This window comes from Streptomyces sp. NPDC088387, assembly GCF_044753385.1.
In the GTDB taxonomy this organism is placed as follows: Bacteria; Actinomycetota; Actinomycetes; order Streptomycetales; family Streptomycetaceae; genus Streptomyces.
The window spans coordinates 185375-202054 of record NZ_JBIVNC010000012.1; the positions used below are offsets into that span (position 1 = coordinate 185375).

At 70.9% G+C, this 16680-nt stretch carries 14 protein-coding genes and 1 pseudogene; 11 read left to right on the plus strand and 4 right to left on the minus strand.

Annotated features, from left to right (window positions below; translation table 11 throughout):
* The first annotated feature begins 70 nt into the window (after positions 1–70).
* The 3 genes from ACIQAC_RS29425 (at position 71) to ACIQAC_RS29435 (ending at position 3720) form a co-directional block, all read left to right on the plus strand.
* Positions 71–2491: a heavy metal translocating P-type ATPase gene (locus ACIQAC_RS29425; protein ID WP_402196052.1), complete on the plus strand. Its 2421-nt coding sequence runs from the start codon at positions 71–73 to the stop codon at positions 2489–2491.
* 60 nt (positions 2492–2551) lie between these two features.
* Entirely contained in the window at positions 2552–3088 is a 537-nt protein-coding gene (locus tag ACIQAC_RS29430; protein WP_402196054.1) for an HXXEE domain-containing protein, read from the plus strand.
* A 98-nt stretch (positions 3089–3186) separates the two neighbouring features.
* Entirely contained in the window at positions 3187–3720 is a 534-nt protein-coding gene (locus tag ACIQAC_RS29435; protein ID WP_402196056.1) for a hypothetical protein, read from the plus strand.
* On the opposite strand, the gene ACIQAC_RS29440 is transcribed toward ACIQAC_RS29435, so the two are convergent.
* From ACIQAC_RS29440 to ACIQAC_RS29450, 3 genes and pseudogenes are all read right to left on the minus strand, one after another.
* Positions 3710–4852 carry a serine hydrolase domain-containing protein gene (locus ACIQAC_RS29440; RefSeq protein WP_402196058.1) on the minus strand — a complete coding sequence of 381 codons (1143 nt, stop codon included), beginning with the start codon at positions 4850–4852 and terminating at the stop codon, positions 3710–3712. The two genes, ACIQAC_RS29435 and ACIQAC_RS29440, sit on opposite strands and share 11 nt — an antisense overlap.
* A gap of 145 nt (positions 4853–4997) precedes the next feature.
* The gene (locus ACIQAC_RS29445) at positions 4998–5717 is read right to left on the minus strand and encodes a glycerophosphodiester phosphodiesterase (protein ID WP_402196061.1); all 720 of its coding nucleotides are present in this window, start codon (positions 5715–5717) and stop codon (positions 4998–5000) included.
* A 23-nt stretch (positions 5718–5740) separates the two neighbouring features.
* Positions 5741–6887 (minus strand): annotated as a pseudogene (locus ACIQAC_RS29450) (adenosine deaminase); the annotation flags it as partial.
* A gap of 143 nt (positions 6888–7030) precedes the next feature.
* Here ACIQAC_RS29450 and ACIQAC_RS29455 point away from each other — a divergent pair.
* Positions 7031–7777: a DUF4190 domain-containing protein gene (locus ACIQAC_RS29455; RefSeq protein ID WP_402196063.1), complete on the plus strand. Its 747-nt coding sequence runs from the start codon at positions 7031–7033 to the stop codon at positions 7775–7777.
* A 287-nt stretch (positions 7778–8064) separates the two neighbouring features.
* Positions 8065–8505 (plus strand): DUF4190 domain-containing protein, encoded by a 441-nt coding sequence (locus ACIQAC_RS29460; RefSeq protein WP_402196065.1) that lies wholly within the window; start codon positions 8065–8067, stop codon positions 8503–8505.
* A gap of 111 nt (positions 8506–8616) precedes the next feature.
* Here the strand turns inward: ACIQAC_RS29460 and ACIQAC_RS29465 are convergent, their stop codons facing one another.
* Entirely contained in the window at positions 8617–9195 is a 579-nt protein-coding gene (locus ACIQAC_RS29465) for an NADAR family protein (protein WP_402196068.1), read from the minus strand.
* A gap of 212 nt (positions 9196–9407) precedes the next feature.
* On the opposite strand from ACIQAC_RS29465, the gene ACIQAC_RS29470 reads away from it, so the two are divergent.
* The 6 genes from ACIQAC_RS29470 to ACIQAC_RS29495 are packed head-to-tail and all read left to right on the plus strand — an operon-like array spanning position 9408 to position 16595.
* Positions 9408–10943 carry a gamma-aminobutyraldehyde dehydrogenase gene (locus tag ACIQAC_RS29470; protein WP_402196070.1) on the plus strand — a complete coding sequence of 512 codons (1536 nt, stop codon included), beginning with the start codon at positions 9408–9410 and terminating at the stop codon, positions 10941–10943.
* A 51-nt stretch (positions 10944–10994) separates the two neighbouring features.
* Positions 10995–12239 carry a PotD/PotF family extracellular solute-binding protein gene (locus ACIQAC_RS29475; protein ID WP_402196072.1) on the plus strand — a complete coding sequence of 415 codons (1245 nt, stop codon included), beginning with the start codon at positions 10995–10997 and terminating at the stop codon, positions 12237–12239.
* 5 nt (positions 12240–12244) lie between these two features.
* Complete coding sequence (locus ACIQAC_RS29480) at positions 12245–13411, plus strand: ABC transporter ATP-binding protein (protein WP_402196075.1); 1167 nt, start codon at positions 12245–12247, stop codon at positions 13409–13411.
* A complete protein-coding gene (locus tag ACIQAC_RS29485) occupies positions 13411–14340 on the plus strand; it encodes an ABC transporter permease (protein WP_402196077.1) in 930 nt (309 codons plus the stop codon). The genes ACIQAC_RS29480 and ACIQAC_RS29485 overlap by 1 nt, the downstream gene beginning before the upstream one ends.
* Positions 14341–15138 (plus strand): ABC transporter permease, encoded by a 798-nt coding sequence (locus tag ACIQAC_RS29490; protein WP_402196080.1) that lies wholly within the window; start codon positions 14341–14343, stop codon positions 15136–15138.
* Positions 15139–15167: 29 nt separating this feature from the next.
* Positions 15168–16595, plus strand: coding sequence for an NAD(P)/FAD-dependent oxidoreductase (locus ACIQAC_RS29495; RefSeq protein WP_402196083.1), 1428 nt, complete (start codon positions 15168–15170; stop codon positions 16593–16595).
* Positions 16596–16680: the final 85 nt, after the last annotated feature.

Consider the following 16680-nt stretch of genomic DNA (forward strand, 5'->3'; position numbering starts at 1 on the left):
GGGGTATATATGAGAGCACCATATACCCCCTCGGGGTATCAAGTGAAGAGCAAGTGGTCGAGGAGGAGCGATGAGCGGTGGAGTCGCCGGAAGTACCGGCACCGCACCTGACGTCGGCGAGGTCGAACTCGCCATAGGCGGGATGACCTGCGCCTCCTGCGCGGCGCGCGTCGAGAAGAAGCTCAACCGGATGGACGGGGTGAGGGCGACCGTCAACTACGCCACCGAGAAGGCGAAGGTGACCTACGGCGAAGGCGTCGCCGTCCCCGACCTGATCGCGACCGTCGAGGCCACCGGCTACACCGCGCGGGAGCCGGAGCCCCCGCGCCCGCGGTCCGCCGCCGGGTCGCACGACGCGGAGCCCACCACCGCCGAGCCCACCGCCGCCGAGCCCGACGGACTGCTCCCGCTGCGGCAGCGGCTCGTCACCGCCGTGGTCCTCGCCGTCCCCGTGATCGCCATGGCGATGATCCCGGCGCTCCAGTTCGAGTACTGGCAGTGGCTGTCCCTGACCCTGGCCGCGCCCGTCGTCACCTACGCCGCCTGGCCCTTCCACCGGGCCGCCTGGACCAACGCCCGGCACGGCGCGGCCACCATGGACACACTGATCTCCGTCGGCACGTCCGCCGCGTTCGTCTGGTCCCTGTGGGCGCTGTTCCTCGGCACCGCCGGCACACCCGGCATGACCCACCCCTTCGAGCTGACCATCGCCCGCGGTGACGGCTCGGGCAACATCTATCTGGAGGCCGCGGCCGGCGTCACCGCGTTCATCCTGGCCGGTCGCTACTTCGAGGCCCGCTCCAAGCGCAAGGCCGGCGCCGCGCTCCGGGCCCTGCTCGAACTCGGCGCCAAGGACGTCACCGTCCTGCGCGACGGACACGAAGTACGGCTCCCCGTGGGCGAGTTGGCCGTCGGTGACCGGTTCCTGGTGCGGCCCGGCGAGAAGATCGCCACCGACGGAACCGTTGTCGAGGGCACCTCGGCCGTGGACGCCTCGATGCTCACCGGCGAGTCCGTGCCCGTGGAGGTGGGCCCCGGCGACGGTGTCACCGGCGCGACCGTCAACGCGGGCGGCCGGCTCGTCGTCGAGGCCGGCCGGGTCGGCGCCGACACCCAACTCGCCCGGATGGCGCGGCTGGTGGAGGACGCGCAGAACGGCAAGGCCGCCGCCCAGCGCCTCGCGGACCGTATCTCCGCCGTGTTCGTCCCCGTCGTCATCGCGCTCGCGCTCGGCACGCTCGGGTTCTGGCTGGGCAACGGCGCCGGGGCCTCCGCCGCGTTCACCGCCGCCGTCGCCGTACTGATCATCGCCTGCCCCTGTGCGCTGGGCCTGGCCACACCCACCGCGCTGATGGTCGGCACCGGTCGCGGCGCCCAGCTCGGCATCCTCATCAAGGGTCCCGAGATACTGGAGTCCACCCGCAGGGTCGACACCGTCGTCCTGGACAAGACCGGCACCGTCACCACCGGCCGGATGACCCTGCTCGCCGTACACACCGCCGCCGGTACCGAGGGCACTGACGGCACCAAGAACACCGACGGCACCAAGAACACCGGCGGCACCAAGAGCACTGACGGCATCGACGGCATCGACGGCACTCACGGCACCGCCGTGCAGGACGTGCTGCGGCTCGCCGGCGCGCTGGAGAACGCCTCCGAACACCCCGTCGCCCAGGCCGTCGCGACCGGCGCGGCCGAGCGGCTCGGCACCCTGCCCGCCCCGGAGGACTTCGCCAACGTGCCCGGACTCGGCGTCCAGGGAGTGGTCGACGGCCACGCGGTCGTCGTGGGCCGTGAACGGCTGCTCGCCGACTGGGCGTTGGAACTCCCGCCCGAGCTGAAGGCGGCGAAGGAACGCGCCGAGGCCGCCGGACGTACGGCCGTCGCCGTGGCCTGGGACGGCGAGGCACGGGCCGTTCTCGAAGTCGCCGACGCCGTCAAGGACACCAGCGCCGAGGCCGTCGCCCGGCTCAGGGCGCTCGGACTGCGCCCGGTACTGCTCACCGGCGACAACCGCGCGGTCGCCGAGTCGGTCGCGGCGGAGGTCGGTATCGACGAGGTGATCGCCGAGGTGCTGCCCGAGGACAAGGTGGCCGTCGTCAAGCGCCTTCAGGGCGAGGGGCGTTCGGTCGCGATGGTCGGCGACGGTGTCAACGACGCGGCCGCCCTCGCCCAGGCCGACCTGGGACTCGCCATGGGCACCGGCACGGACGCCGCGATCGAGGCGGGCGACCTGACCCTGGTCCGCGGTGACCTGCGCGCCGCCGCCGACGCGATCCGGCTGGCCCGCCGGACCCTCGGCACCATCAGGACCAACCTCTTCTGGGCCTTCGCCTACAACGTCGCGGCCCTGCCGCTCGCCGCGGCCGGCCTCCTCAACCCGATGATCGCGGGCGCGGCCATGGCCTTCTCGTCGGTGTTCGTGGTGGCCAACTCCCTGCGGCTGAGGGGCTTCAGGCCCGTCGCCGGCACATCACAGCGCGCCGCGTGACAATGGCGCCCGCACCGGATCAACGGATCACCGGTGCCGGATCGCAGGGGAGGAACCGGGATGAGTGACGAGGTAAGACCGGTGGACCGTATGGTCACGTTCGGGCTGCTGGCGGCGTGGGCGCTGCACGACGTGGAGGAGCTGGCGACCGGCCCGGCCTGGCTCCGCCGGCACGTGCCCGAGCTGCGCGAGCGGTTCCCCGGCGTGCCGGAGCGGGTGTGGCGGCAGGCCGAGGCGGTCGACGGGCGCGAGTTCGCGCTCGCCGTCGGGCTGGTGGGCGCGACCGTCGCCGCCGCGTCGGTGGCCGGCCGGCGCAGCGACGGCCACTCGGCCTTCTACCAGGCGGCGTTGAACGGGTTCGGCCTGCACGGCCTGGTCCACCTGGCGCAGGCCGCCGCGGTCCGCGGCTACACGCCGGGCTCGGTGACCTCACCCCTCCTGGTCGTCCCGTTCACACTCTGGGCCCGCGGCCGCCTGCGCCGCGCCGGAGCACTGCGCCCGACGCGCGCCCGGGACGTGGCCACCGGCCTGCTCACGGCAGCGGTGGTCACAGTGGCGGCCCACACCACGGCACGAAAAATCCTGCACCGGCCCTGAACTGGCCCTGAACCGGCCCCGAACTGCACCCGCGCCGGCCCCGAACCAAGTCGGACCCCACTTTTGAACACGTTCAATTCCAGGCGTACGCTGCCCTCATGAGCGACAGAGCCGCCCTGCTGAAGGGCATCCGCGCCTGGTTGGTGTTCTTCGTCGTCTGCCTGGTGCTCAGCGGCGCCACGGCCTTCCCCCTGGTCCACGAACTCCGCTGGACGGAGGACCTGCTGACCGCGCTGTCCGTGCCGGACCACCTGCCCGCGCTCGCGGACTGGATCACCCACGTCCGGCAGGGCCTCGACACCGTCGACGCCGAGTATCCGTTTGTGCTCTACGGCACCGACTGGCTGGCCTTCGCGCATCTGGTCATCGCGGTCGCGTTCTACGGGCCGTACCGGGATCCGGTCCGCAACATCTGGGTCGTCGAGTTCGGGATGATCGCCTGTGCGGGGATCATCCCGCTCGCCCTGATCTGCGGACCGGTCCGCGGTATCCCTTTCTGGTGGACGGTCGTCGACATGTCGTTCGGTGTCTTCGGAGTGGTCCCGCTCTACGTGCTGCGCCGGAAGATCAAGCGCCTTGAGGCACTCACCGCGCCACCGAGCATCCCGGCGGCAGCCGCGGTCACGGCCTGAACACCGGGACGGCGAAGCGCTCGGCCGCGGGTCCGCCGTCGCCCTTGGCGTCGGTCGAGTTGACCGAGTAGACGACGGTCCGGGACAGGTCCCGGGTCGCGGCGACGGCCGTCGCGTACCCGGGGCGCGAGCCCGACTTGGCCCACACCTCCTGGCCGTACAGCTCCAACCGCTGGAGCGCGATGCCGTAGTGCGCTCCCTCGAAGGGCAGGGTGAACACCTCCCGCAGCAGCGGCCCGGACACGACCCGGCCGCCGATCAGCCCCTTGAGCAGCCGCTCCAGATCCGCGGTCGTCGAGATCAGGTCGCCCGCCGCCCAGCGGTCCGACATGTTCCACTCGGTGACATCGGTCAACTCCCCGTCGATCCAGTCGTATCCGCGGTTGTGCGCTCCGTGGATCCGGGGGTCGGTGCCGGCCGGGAAGGAACTGTCGCGCATCCCCAGCGGGCGGAAGACCTGGACCTTCGCCTGGTGGGCGAAGGTGTCGTCGGTGACCTTCTCGACGAGCAGGCCGAGCACGGTGTAGTGGATGTTGCCGTACGTCTGTGTGTCGCCGGGATCGGCGGCGGGGCCGGCGGCCACCGACGCGGCCACGACCTCGCGCGGGGTCACGGTCTCGAACCGGTGCGGGAAGGTCTCGTCGACGCTCCCGCCGGGCTGCGCGGACCCCGGCTTCAGACCACTGGTGTAGTTCAGCAACTGCCGTACGGTGATGGGCTTGAAGTCCTTGGTGAGGACACCCGGCAGATAGTGCTGGACCGTGCCGTCGAGGCTGATCCGGCCCTCGGCGGCGAGCCGCAGCACGATCGACGCCGTCACCAGCTTCGTCACCGACCCGGCCCGGAACCTGCCCTCCTCCAGCGCCGGCGCCTGCGTCCGTGTGTCCCGCACCCCGCCCGACCCGCTCCAGGCGCACTTCCCCCCGACCCGGACGGTGCCCGCGGTCGCGGTGAGGTCCGGCAGTTCGGCCAGTTCGGCGGTGAGGGTGGCGATGTCCGGCCCGTTCGGCGCGACGGCACAGGGCGTGGGGCGGTCGGTCGTGGCCAGGGCGGGCGCCGCGAGCGGCCCCGCGGCGAGAGCGAGACTCAGGGCGGTGGCGGACAGGACGAAGGCACGGCGTTTTATCGGCATGGGCTGCTCCCGGGGGTCGGCGAACGGTGCGTGATCAGCCTGCGTCCGTGTGCCGTCCCCCGGATCCTCACCGGGGAGGGTGCCGAACCCTGGCGGGACCCTGAGCAACTGGCTTGTAAAATACGGGAGTTGTGAGGGAGTGCCCCTAGGGGCGGGCGTGCGCCCTCAGGGTTCGGGGGCGGCGGCCGTCGCGCAGCGCGCTCAGCACGTCCACCCGGTTCGTCGTGATCGAGTCCACGCCCAGGGCCACCAGGCGGCGCATGGAGCGGCGGGTGTCCGGGGTCCACACGGACAGCAGCATGCCGTCGCGGTGGACGCGGGTCACCAGGTCCCGGTCGACCAGCGTGAAGCGGTAGTTGAGCCAGCGCGGCCGTACCGCCTCCAGGAGCGTCGCCCGCGGCGGCGCGAGCGTCGCCCGGGTCAGCGCGATCTCGGCGCCCGGGTCGGCGCCGCGCACCGCGAGCATCGCCTGCGCGTCCGCCGTGTAGTACACCCGCTCCTGCGCCCCGCACTCACGGACGACGTCCACGATCCGGCGGGCCGCCCGCACCTCGGACAGGCCGGGAAGGTCGAGCATCACCCGGCTGCCCTCCGTCGCCGCGAGTCCCTCGGCGAGCGTCGGCACCCCGCCCTCCGTCAGCTCGCGCACCTCGTCCGCGGAGAGTGCGCGCAGCGGACGGTCGTGCTCCCACAGCCGCTTGAGCGTCTCGTCGTGCAGCAGCACCGGGACGCCGTCCCGGGTGAGCCGTACGTCGGTCTCCACCGCGTCCGCGCCCATTTCGAGCGCGGAACGCAGGGAGACGAGGGTGTTCTCGCGGAACCGGTAGGGGTCGCCGCGATGGGCCACGGCGGTCACGTTCTGCATGGGCCCATTGTGCTGGGCGTGGCTCAGGGCGCGAGCCAGGTGGTGGTGTAGGTGTCGATCTCGTCCTTGATCCTGGCCTTGCCCGCCGCGTCCAGGAAGGACGCCTCGACGGCGTTCTTCGCGAGGTCGGCGATCCCGCGCTCGTCGAGCCGGAGCAGCCGCGCGGCGATCGCGAACTCGCTGTTCAGGTCGGTGCTGAACATCGGCGGATCGTCCGAGTTGACGGTGACCAGGACGCCGGCGCGGGTGAACTCCTTGATGGGGTGCTCGTCGAGCGTGGTCACCGCGCGGGTGGCGATGTTGGACGTCGGGCACACCTCCAGCGCGATCCGGTGCTCGGCGAGATGCGCCAGCAGCTTCTCGTCCTGCGCGGAACTCGTTCCGTGCCCGATCCGCTCGGCCCGCAGATGCGTCAGCGCGTCCCACACGGTCTCGGGGCCCGTGGTCTCACCGGCGTGCGGCACCGAGTGCAGCCCCGCGGCGATCGCCCGGTCGAAGTACGGCTTGAACTGCGGCCGGGGCACCCCGACCTCCGGCCCGCCGAGCCCGAACGAGACCAGGCCCTCCGGGCGCAGCCGGTCGTCCGTCGCCAGCCGTGCCGTCTCCTCGGCGGCCTCCAGACCGGCCTCGCCGGGAATGTCGAAGCACCAGCGCAGTACGGTCCCGAACTCGGCCTCCGCCGCCTTGCGGGCGTCCTCGATGGCGTCCATGAACGCCCGCTCGTCGATCCCGCGCCGGGTCGAGGAGAACGGCGTGACGGTCAGCTCCGCGTAGCGCACCTGCTGGCGGGCGAGCTCCCGGGCCACCTCGAAGGTGAGCAGCCGGACGTCCTCCGGTGTGCGGATCAGGTCGACGACGGACAGGTACACCTCGATGAAGTGCGCGAAGTCCGTGAACGTGAAGTAGTCCGCCAGCGCCTCGGGGTCGGTGGGGACCCTGGAGTCGGGGTGCCGCGCGGCCAGTTCGGACACGATCCGCGGGGAGGCGGAGCCCACGTGGTGCACGTGCAGTTCGGCCTTGGGCAGTCCGGCGATGAAGGCGTGCGGGTCGCGGGCGCCGGGTGCGTTGGTGTGCTCGGTCAAGGGTGCCTCCCCAGGCAGGGCGCCGGGCACTCCCGTGGGGTGCGGCGCGGTGATCGGCTGATCATGTGGCAGGGACATCGTAGGCCGGGAGTGGGGAGAGGCGCGGGGAGGGAACCGGCGGGGCCTTCGGGGCCGTCGTTGCCGACGGAGCGAGTGCGTTCCGGTACCGGCCATCGACCTTTCGGAGCCAGGCCTTAGCATGGCGGGACGAACGACCCAGGGGGACGAGACATGACGGACGCAGCGCAGCCGGACGGGGCGAACGGGGGCGGCTACGATCCCTGGGCGCCGCCCGAGAGCAGGCCGTCCCTGGACAAGGACCAGTCGTCCAACGCCGGGCAGCCGCCGGCGGACACGCCCGTGCCGCCCGCGAGCGCCCCGCGTCCGCCGGGTGTGCACGACCAGGCGACCGTCACCTCGATGCCGGCGGCCAGTTATCCGCCGCCCGACTCGACCCCGTCGGCGGGCTATCCGCAGCCCGGCTCGACAACGCCGGTCAGCGCCTCGCCCTTCGACACGCCCGCCTCCGTACCGCCGCCGCCCGTCGCGCCCGCCGGCCCCGCCCCGGGCGGTATGCCCGGCGGCTATGGCTACCCCGGCTACCCGCAGAGCTACGGCGGCTGGCCCGGCGCCCCGATGCAGCCGCAGAACGGCATGGGCATCGCCGCGATGGTGCTCGGCATCCTGGCCTGCGCCCTGTTCTGCTTCTACGGCGTGGTCTCCGTGATCCTCGGCATCCTGGCCGTCGTCTTCGGCATCAAGGGCCGCAAGCGCGTCGAGCAGGGCATCGCCAACAACCACGGCCAGGCCCAGGCCGGTCTGATCACCGGCATCATCGGCATCGTGCTCGGCCTGGTCGTGCTCGTGCTGCTCGCGGTCGGTATCACCGCCGCCATCAACTCGGACGACGACCCGTACGACGACGACTACTACGGCGCCGCGCAGGGTGCCGCCGTGGTGGTCGCACAGGCCCGCTGACCCTTCTCGACGCCGGGCCGGAAACCTGCGACATTCGTAGCGTCGGCGCCCGCGACCAGCTGGTCCGCGACGCCGGCCGAGCACCGCCGCACCCCGTCCCCGGGCCCCCGTCACGCCGACGTACCCCGCACGCCGCGACACCCCCACGGCCCCCGCCCGACCGCCACCCCGTCACACGGCTCACCGCCCCGACGGGCACGGTCCCGCATCGGTCGCGAAATCCACGCCCATGCCCGTGAACGGGCCCATTACGATGCCTTGTTCCGTCAACGAGGGGAGACCACTCCATGTCCGGTACCAACCCCGGTGGGTTCGGACCGCCGCAGCCGCCGCAGCAGCCGCCCGGTGGGTACGGCACACCGCCGGCCACCCCCGGCTACGGCTACCCGAACCCGGGTCAGCCCTATCCGTCGGCCCCGCCGGTCGGCTACCCCCAGACGCCCGGCTACGGCATGCCGGCCCAGCCGAGCAACGGCATGGGCACCACCGGACTGGTGCTGGGCATCATCGGCGTGGTGTGCAGCGTGACGTTCTTCCTGTGGTTCTTCGGGGTCATCCTCGGCATCCTCGCGATCATCTTCGGCGCCATCGGGCGCGGCCGGGCGAACCGGGGCGAGGCCACCAACAAGGGTGCGGCGACCGCCGGTCTCGTCTGCGGCATCATCGCGACCGTGGTGCTGCCACTGCTGGGTCTCCTGGTGTTCGCCAGCTTCATGAGCGTCGCCTGAGACCGGGGCACACCCCCCGCACGCCGACCGGGGCCGGCCCCACCGCCGGCCCCACCCGGGCCCTGCCCCGCACGCGGGCCCTGCGCCCAGGCCCAACCCCGCGTCCGGGCCTCACCTCGCGCGCAACCGCTCCCGCGCCGCCATCAGCGCGAATCCCAGCAGATTGAGGCCCCGCCACCGCTCGGGATCCTGGGCCGCCGGAGCGTCCGCGGCGAGTCCGATGCCCCAGATCCGGTCGACCGGACTGGCCTCCACCAGCACCCGCGCCCCCGTACCGAGCAGAAACCCACGCAGCTCCGGGTCCGCGCCGAACTTGTGCACACCGCCCTCGACGACGATCGGGAAGCGCTCCCGCTCCCACACGGCGTCGTCGAACCCGCGCACGAGCCGCCCCGCCTTCTTGGCCTCCGCCGGATGCCCCGCGGCCAGCACCCGCTCCGCCGCCGCCGCGTCACCGAACAGCCTGGCCTTCTCGGCCATCATCCAGTGCTCCGCCGTCGCGTACTCCACCCCCGCCACGGTGAACGCCGACGGCCACCACTGACTCAGACAGCTCGCGCCGACCCGTCCGTCCGGCAGTGGCCGGTGGCCCCAGAAGTGCAAGTATTTGACTCGGGAGCCCGCACGGACCTCCCTGACCAGCGCGTCCAAGGTGTGGATCCGCCCTGTGTTCCCCGTGGTCCGCTCCATGCACGCGAGTCTGGCACGCACCACGGACACTCCGTCCTCCGTTTTCCGGACGGACTCGACACCTGGTCGACAGATTCCGTCGCGTAACCAAAAGGCAACAACGGAATCACTTGTTGGCGTCCCGTAGCTCTGTCAGGATCGGCACTCAAATCGAGCTGGAGCTACGCCACCCGGCCCCTCCCAGAAGCGGGGCGAAGGCGGAGGAGAGCGACATGCACAACCCGGGCAAGAGCACCCCGGACCGATTCCCCGCCCAGGAGCGCTTCGCGGACGGCGCGCAGTTCATCGCGGGCCGTCCGGCCAAGGGCACCTCGGGCCGCGACTTCGCGGTCGTCGACCCCGCCACCGGCGAGGAGGTCCTGCGCTACGACCTGGCCGGCCCCGACGACGTGGACGCGGCGGTCGCCGCGGCGAAGGCCGCCTTCCCCGGCTGGTCCGGCGCCACCCCGGGCGAGCGCTCGGACGCCCTGCACCGCTTCGCCGCCGTCCTCGCCGAGCGCGCCGACGACTTCGCGCGCGCCGAATCCCTCCAGTGCGGCAAGCCGCTGAAGCTGACCCGCGAGTTCGACGTCCCGGGCACCATCGACAACACCGCCTTCTTCGCGGGCGCCGCCCGGCACCTCCAGGGCCAGTCCGCCGGCGAGTACTCCGGCGACCACACCTCGTACGTCCGCCGCGAGGCGATCGGTGTGGTCGGCTCCATCGCGCCCTGGAACTATCCGCTCCAGATGGCCGCCTGGAAGATCCTCCCGGCGATCGCCGCGGGCAACACCATCGTGCTGAAGCCCGCCGAGCTGACCCCGCTGACCTCGCTGCTCTTCGCGCAGGCCGCCACCGACGCGGGCATCCCGGACGGTGTGATCAACATCGTCAGCGGAACCGGCAAGGAGGCCGGCGAACACCTCGTGGGCCACCCGGACGTCGTCATGACGTCCTTCACCGGCTCCACCGCCGTCGGCAAGCGGGTCGCCGAGATCGCCACCGCCACCGTCAAGCGGATCCACCTGGAACTCGGCGGCAAGGCACCCTTCGTGGTGTTCGACGACGCCGACCTGGAGGCCGCCGCCAACGGCGCCGTCGCCGGCTCGCTGATCAACACCGGCCAGGACTGCACCGCCGCCACCCGCGCCTACGTACAGCGGCCCCTCTACGACGCGTTCGTCGAGCGCACGGCCGCCCTCATGGCGAGCGTCCGGCTCGGCGACCCGTTCACCGGCGGCACCGACCTCGGGCCGCTGATCTCGCACGCCCAGCGCGACCGGGTCGCCGGATTCGTCGACCGCGCACGGGCCTACGCCCGGGTGGTCACCGGCGGTGAAGTTCCCCTGGGCGATCTGGAGCGCGGCGCGTACTATCGGCCCACTCTCGTCGCGGACGCACCCCAGGACAGCGAGATCGTCCAGTCCGAGATCTTCGGACCGGTCCTCGTGGTCCTGCCGTTCGACAGCGACGACGAGGGGATCCGGCTCGCCAACGACACCCCGTACGGTCTCGCCGCCTCCGCCTGGAGCCGCGACGTCTACCGCGCGAACCGCGCCACCCGCGAGATCAGGGCGGGCTGCGTCTGGGTCAACGACCACATCCCGATCATCAGCGAGATGCCGCACGGCGGCTACAAGGCCTCCGGGTTCGGCAAGGACATGTCCGCGTACTCCTTCGAGGAGTACACCCAGCTCAAGCACGTCATGTTCGACAACACCGCGGTGGCGAGGAAGGACTGGCACCGCACCGTCTTCGGGGACCGCTAGCAGCCCGGCCGCCGACCACGGCCCACCGACCTCCCGAAAGGGCAACACGCGATGGAGCAGTACGAGCCCGACCGCCTGTCTCCGGCCCAGGTGGCCGCCGCGCGGCGCAGCCTCCGCAGCGGGCGGGGCTCCCTCACCCGCCGCTCCCTGCTGCGCGCCTCCGCCGGCGGCGCGCTCACGGTCGGCGGCGTCGCGGCGCTGAGCGCCTGCGGCATCCCCCCGGCGGCGAAGACCGCCGGGGTGTCGTCGGAGGACCACTCGGCCAAGGAGAAGACCGTGAACTTCTCCAACTGGACCGAGTACATGGACGTCGACGAGAGCGGCAAGAAGCGGCCGACCCTCGACACGTTCCGCGAGCGGACCGGCATCTCGGTCAAGTACACCGAGGACATCAACGACAACGTCGAGTTCTTCGGCAAGATCAAGCCGCAGCTCGCGGCGGGCCAGGACACCGGCCGCGACCTGATCTGCGTCACCGACTGGCTCGCCGCCCGGCTGATCCGGTTCGGCTGGGTCCAGAAGCTGGACCCGTCCAACCTGCCGCACGCCTACGCCAACCTGTCCCAGCAGTTCCGCACCCCGGACTGGGACCCGGGCCGGGCGTACTCCTATCCGTGGACCGGCATCTCCACCGTCATCGCCTTCAACCGGAAGGCCCTCGACGGCACCGAGGTGAAGAGCATCTCCGACCTGCTCGACAAGCCCGCACTCAAGGGCCGGGTCGGCTTCCTCTCCGAGATGCGCGACAGCGTCGGGATGACCCTGCTCGACCAGGGCAAGAACCCCGGCAAGTTCACCGACGACGACTTCGACGCGGCCATCGCCCGGATGCAGAAGGCCGTCGACAGGGGGCAGATCCGCCGCTTCACCGGCAACGACTACACCTCCGACCTCGCCAAGGGCGACCTCGCGGCCTGTGTCGCCTGGGCCGGTGACGTCGTACAGCTGAAGGCCGACAACCCGGACGTGGACTTCGTGATCCCCGAAGCGGGCTACATGACGTCGACCGACAACCTGCTCGTGCCCAACAAGGCCCGCCACAAGAGCAACGCCGAGCGGCTCATCGACTACTACTTCGAGCCACAGCCGGCCGCACAGCTCGCCGCGTACATCAACTACGTGTGCCCCGTCGACGGGGTGAAGGCGGCACTCGCCGAGATCGACCCGGACGCGGCGAACAACCCGCTGATCATTCCCGACAAGGAAATGGCCGCCAAGTCTCGCTCCTTCCGCTCCCTGAGCTCGAAGGAAGAGACGGCCTACGAAGAGAAGTTCGCGAAGCTCACAGGGGCGTGACGACGATGACGACAGACAGCGGCGGCGACGTCCGCCTCGCCGGAATCAGCAAGACCTACGGCTCCTTCACCGCCGTACACCCACTCGACCTCACCGTCCCGCAGGGCTCCTTCTTCGCCCTGCTCGGCGCGTCCGGCTGCGGCAAGACCACCACCCTGCGGATGATCGCGGGCCTGGAGGAGCCGACCACCGGCACGGTCCGCCTCGGCGACCAGGACGTGACCCGGCTGCCGCCCTACAAGCGGCCGGTGAACACCGTCTTCCAGTCGTACGCCCTCTTCCCGCACCTCGACATCTTCGAGAACGTCGCCTTCGGCCTGCGCCGGCGCGGCATCAAGTCGGTGAAGAAGCAGGTCGGCGACATGCTCGACCTGGTGCAGCTCGGCGAGCAGGCGCGCAAGAAACCGCACCAGCTCTCCGGCGGCCAGCAGCAGCGCGTCGCGGTCGCCCGCGCCCTCATCAACACCCCCAAGGTGCTGCTCCTCGACGAGCCGCTCGGCGCCCTCGACCTGAAGCTGCGCCGCCAGATGCAGCTGGAGCTCAAGCGCATCCAGACCGAGGTCGGCATCACCTTCGTCCATGTCACGCACGACCAGGAGGAGGCCATGACCATGGCCGACACGGTCGCCGTGATGAACGGCGGACGCGTCGAGCAACTCGGCGCCCCCGCCGACCTGTACGAGAACCCGGGCACCACGTTCGTCGCCAACTTCCTCGGCACGTCCAACCTGATCGAGGCCGAGGTCGACACCAGGTCCGGCGACGACATCGTCCTCAGGGCGGGCGGCGGCAAGCTCACCCTGCCCGCCGACCGCTGCTCGGCCCCCACCACCACGGGCGGCAAGGTCCTGGTCGGTGTCCGCCCCGAGAAGATCTCCCTCACCCACGCGGACGACGCCGGCGAGATCCCCGACGGCCGCAACCGGCTCACCGGGACCATCGCCGACGCCAGCTTCATCGGCGTCTCCACGCAGTACGTCATCGACAGCCCCGCCTGCGCCGAACTCTCCGTCTACGCGCAGAACGTGGACCGCGACACCCGCCTCGTGCCCGGCACCGAGGTCGTCCTGCACTGGAGCCCGGCCCACACCTTCGGCCTCGATGCCGCGCAGTCCATTTTCGATGGACTAGAGGACTCTGCCGGTGTGGAGAAGGTCGAGGAAGAGGTCTGATGGCGGCGACCCTCGCCGAGGCGCCCCCGCCCCTGGCACCCGAGACCCCCGAGAAGCCTCCGCGCAAACGGGGCCGCTGGACGCCGTACTGGCTGCTGCTGCCCGGACTGCTGTGGCTGGTCGTCTTCTTCGCGCTGCCGATGGTCTACCAGGCCTCGACGTCCGTGCAGACCGGCTCGCTGGAGGACGGCTACAAGGTCACCTGGCACTTCGCGACCTACTGGGACGCAGTCGCCGACTACTGGCCGCAGTTCCTGCGCTCGGTGCTCTACGCCGGTTCCGCCACCGTCCTGTGTCTGCTGCTCGGCTATCCGCTGGCCTATCTGATCGCCTTCCGCGCGGGCCGCTGGCGGAACCTGATCATGATCCTGGTGATCGCGCCGTTCTTCACCAGCTTCCTGATCCGCACCCTCGCCTGGAAGACGATCCTCGCGGACGGCGGCCCGGTCGTCGGCGCCCTGAACTCGCTGCACGTCCTGGACGTCACCAGCTGGCTCGGTATCACCGCCGGTGACCGGGTGCTCGCCACCCCGCTCGCGGTGATCTGCGGTCTGACGTACAACTTCCTGCCGTTCATGGTGCTGCCGCTCTACACCTCGCTGGAGCGGATCGACGGGCGACTGCACGAGGCGGCCGGTGATCTGTACGCCCGGCCCTTCACCACCTTCCGCCGGGTCACCTTCCCGCTGTCGATGCCCGGTGTGGTCTCCGGAACACTCCTGACCTTCATCCCGGCGACCGGCGACTACGTCAACGCCGACCTGCTCGGCTCGACCGACACCCGCATGGTCGGAAACGTCATCCAGACGCAGTTCCTGAGAATCCTGGACTATCCGACGGCCGCCGCGCTCTCGTTCGTCCTGATGTTCGCGATTCTCATCATGGTGACGTTCTACATCCGCAAGTCCGGGACGGAGGACCTGGTTTAAATGGCCTTCCTCAACTGGCTGAAACGCCATTTCGTCGTCATCGCCGGGCTCGTCACCCTCGGCTTTCTGCTGCTGCCGAACGTCGTGGTGACGGTCTTCTCGTTCAACAACCCGAAGGGCCGCTTCAACTACGAGTGGCAGGAGTTCTCCACCGAGGCCTGGACCGACCCCTGCGGTGTGGCCGACATGTGCGGATCGCTCTCGCTCAGCCTCCAGATCGCCCTGTGGTCCACCCTCGGCGCCACCCTGCTCGGCACGATGATCGCCTTCGCGCTGGTCCGCTACCGCTTCCGCGCGCGGGGCGCGGTCAACTCGCTGATCTTCCTGCCGATGGCGATGCCCGAGGTGGTCATGGCCGCCTCGCTGCTGACGCTCTTCCTCAACATGGGCATCCAGCTGGGCTTCTGGACCATCCTCATCGCCCACATCATGTTCTGCCTCAGCTTTGTGGTGACCGCGGTCAAGGCCCGCGTCATGTCCATGGACCCGAGGCTCGAACAGGCCGCGCAGGACCTGTACGCCGGACCGTTCCAGACGTTCCTGCGGGTCACCCTGCCGATCGCCGCCCCCGGAATCGCGGCGGGCGCGCTGCTCGCCTTCGCGCTGTCCTTCGACGATTTCATCATCACCAATTTCAACGCGGGTTCGACCGTCACCTTCCCCATGTTCGTCTGGGGCTCGGCACAGCGCGGAACACCCGTTCAGATCAATGTCATCGGTACGGCCATGTTCCTGATCGCCGTACTGTTCGTGCTGGCCGCGATGGTCCTCGGCAACCGCCGGAAGCAAAAGGCATGACCACCGCAATTCTGTAGGGAGTTGAAATCATGGCCCCGAGCGCCATGAGCCGTGGCACCGAATGGACGAAGTCCCTCTCCGAGGCCCAGCCGGTCCCGTATTGGCTGGACGACCCCGGCAGGCCGCACCCCGAGCCCGCGCTGACCGGCGCCGAGACCTGCGACCTGCTGGTGGTCGGCGGCGGCTACAGCGGACTGTGGACGGCACTGATCGCCAAGGAACGCGACCCCGGACGCGATGTCGTCCTGGTCGAGGGCCGCGAGGTGGGCTGGGCCGCCTCGGGCCGCAACGGCGGCTTCTGCGCCGCTTCCCTCACGCACGGCGTCTCCAACGGGCTGACCCGCTGGCCGGACGAGATCCACACCCTGGAGCGGCTGGGCGCCCGGAACCTCGACGAGATCGAGGCCGCGGTCGCCCGGTACGGCATCGACTGCGACTTCGAGCGCACCGGCGAGATCGACGTCGCCACCGAGCCCTACCAGGTGCGTGAACTGCACGACTGGCACAAGGAGCTGGAGCGCGCGGGCCTCGCCGAGGGCCTGGAGCTCCTGGACGCGGCGGCCGTACGGGAACAAGTCGACTCACCGACGTTCCAGGCCGGGCTCTGGGACCGCCGGGGCGTCGCGATGCTGCACCCCGCCAAGCTCGCCTGGGGCCTCAAGCGCGCCTGCCTCGACCTCGGCGTCCGCGTCTACGAGAACACCCCCGCCCTGGACCTGAGGTCCTACGGCGCCGGTATGGCCGTCCGCACCCCGTACGGCCGGATCCGGGCCCGCCGGGTCGCCCTCGGCACCAACATCTTCCCCAACCTGGTCAAGCGTGTGAGGGCCTACACCGTGCCGGTGTACGACTACGCCCTGATGACCGAACCGCTGACCGCCGGCCAACTCGACGCCGTCGGCTGGAAGAAGCGCCAGGGACTCGGCGACTCGGCCAACCAGTTCCACTACTTCCGGCTCTCCGCCGACAACCGGATCCTGTGGGGCGGCTACGACGCGATCTATCCGTACGGCGGCCGGGTGCGCGCCGAGTACGACGACCGCCCCGAGACCTACGCCAAGCTCGCCGGGCACTTCTTCACCTGCTTCCCGCAGCTGGAGGGCGTCCGCTTCAGCCACGCCTGGGGCGGCGCGATCGACACCTGCTCGCGCTTCTCGGCGTTCTTCGGCACCGCCCACCAGGGCAAGGTGGCGTACGCGGCGGGCTACACGGGCCTCGGCGTGGGCGCCACCCGTTTCGGCGCGGACGTGATGCTGGACCTGCTGGCGGGGGAGCGCACCGAGCGCACGGAGCTGGAGATGGTGCGCAGGAAGCCGCTGCCGTTCCCGCCCGAGCCCTTCGCGTGGACCGGCATCGCGCTCACCAAGTGGTCGCTGGCCAGGGCGGACGAGCAGGGCGGCCGGCGCAATCTCTGGCTGCGGACGATGGACCGGCTCGGACTGGGCTTCGACAGCTGAGCCCCGCCCCGCGCGGGCGCCGGGCCGGCCCCGTGTGAGCCGGCTCACTCCAAAGAGGCGGCGGAAGCCGCGTAATGCCTGGCAG

What these genes read in the sequence shown, in the direction of transcription:
- ACIQAC_RS29425 (WP_402196052.1), top strand. Translation starts at nt 71, where the DNA reads ATGAGCGGTGGAGTCGCCGGAAGTACCGGCACCGCACCTGACGTCGGC.
- ACIQAC_RS29475 (WP_402196072.1), top strand. Translation starts at nt 10,995, where the DNA reads ATGGAGCAGTACGAGCCCGACCGCCTGTCTCCGGCCCAGGTGGCCGCC.
- ACIQAC_RS29440 (WP_402196058.1), bottom strand. Translation starts at nt 4,852, where the DNA reads ATGCCGATAAAACGCCGTGCCTTCGTCCTGTCCGCCACCGCCCTGAGT.
- ACIQAC_RS29460 (WP_402196065.1), top strand. Translation starts at nt 8,065, where the DNA reads ATGTCCGGTACCAACCCCGGTGGGTTCGGACCGCCGCAGCCGCCGCAG.
- ACIQAC_RS29480 (WP_402196075.1), top strand. Translation starts at nt 12,245, where the DNA reads ATGACGACAGACAGCGGCGGCGACGTCCGCCTCGCCGGAATCAGCAAG.
- ACIQAC_RS29435 (WP_402196056.1), top strand. Translation starts at nt 3,187, where the DNA reads ATGAGCGACAGAGCCGCCCTGCTGAAGGGCATCCGCGCCTGGTTGGTG.
- ACIQAC_RS29465 (WP_402196068.1), bottom strand. Translation starts at nt 9,195, where the DNA reads ATGGAGCGGACCACGGGGAACACAGGGCGGATCCACACCTTGGACGCG.
- ACIQAC_RS29495 (WP_402196083.1), top strand. Translation starts at nt 15,168, where the DNA reads ATGGCCCCGAGCGCCATGAGCCGTGGCACCGAATGGACGAAGTCCCTC.
- ACIQAC_RS29430 (WP_402196054.1), top strand. Translation starts at nt 2,552, where the DNA reads ATGAGTGACGAGGTAAGACCGGTGGACCGTATGGTCACGTTCGGGCTG.
- ACIQAC_RS29445 (WP_402196061.1), bottom strand. Translation starts at nt 5,717, where the DNA reads ATGCAGAACGTGACCGCCGTGGCCCATCGCGGCGACCCCTACCGGTTC.
- ACIQAC_RS29455 (WP_402196063.1), top strand. Translation starts at nt 7,031, where the DNA reads ATGACGGACGCAGCGCAGCCGGACGGGGCGAACGGGGGCGGCTACGAT.
- ACIQAC_RS29490 (WP_402196080.1), top strand. Translation starts at nt 14,341, where the DNA reads ATGGCCTTCCTCAACTGGCTGAAACGCCATTTCGTCGTCATCGCCGGG.
- ACIQAC_RS29470 (WP_402196070.1), top strand. Translation starts at nt 9,408, where the DNA reads ATGCACAACCCGGGCAAGAGCACCCCGGACCGATTCCCCGCCCAGGAG.
- ACIQAC_RS29485 (WP_402196077.1), top strand. Translation starts at nt 13,411, where the DNA reads ATGGCGGCGACCCTCGCCGAGGCGCCCCCGCCCCTGGCACCCGAGACC.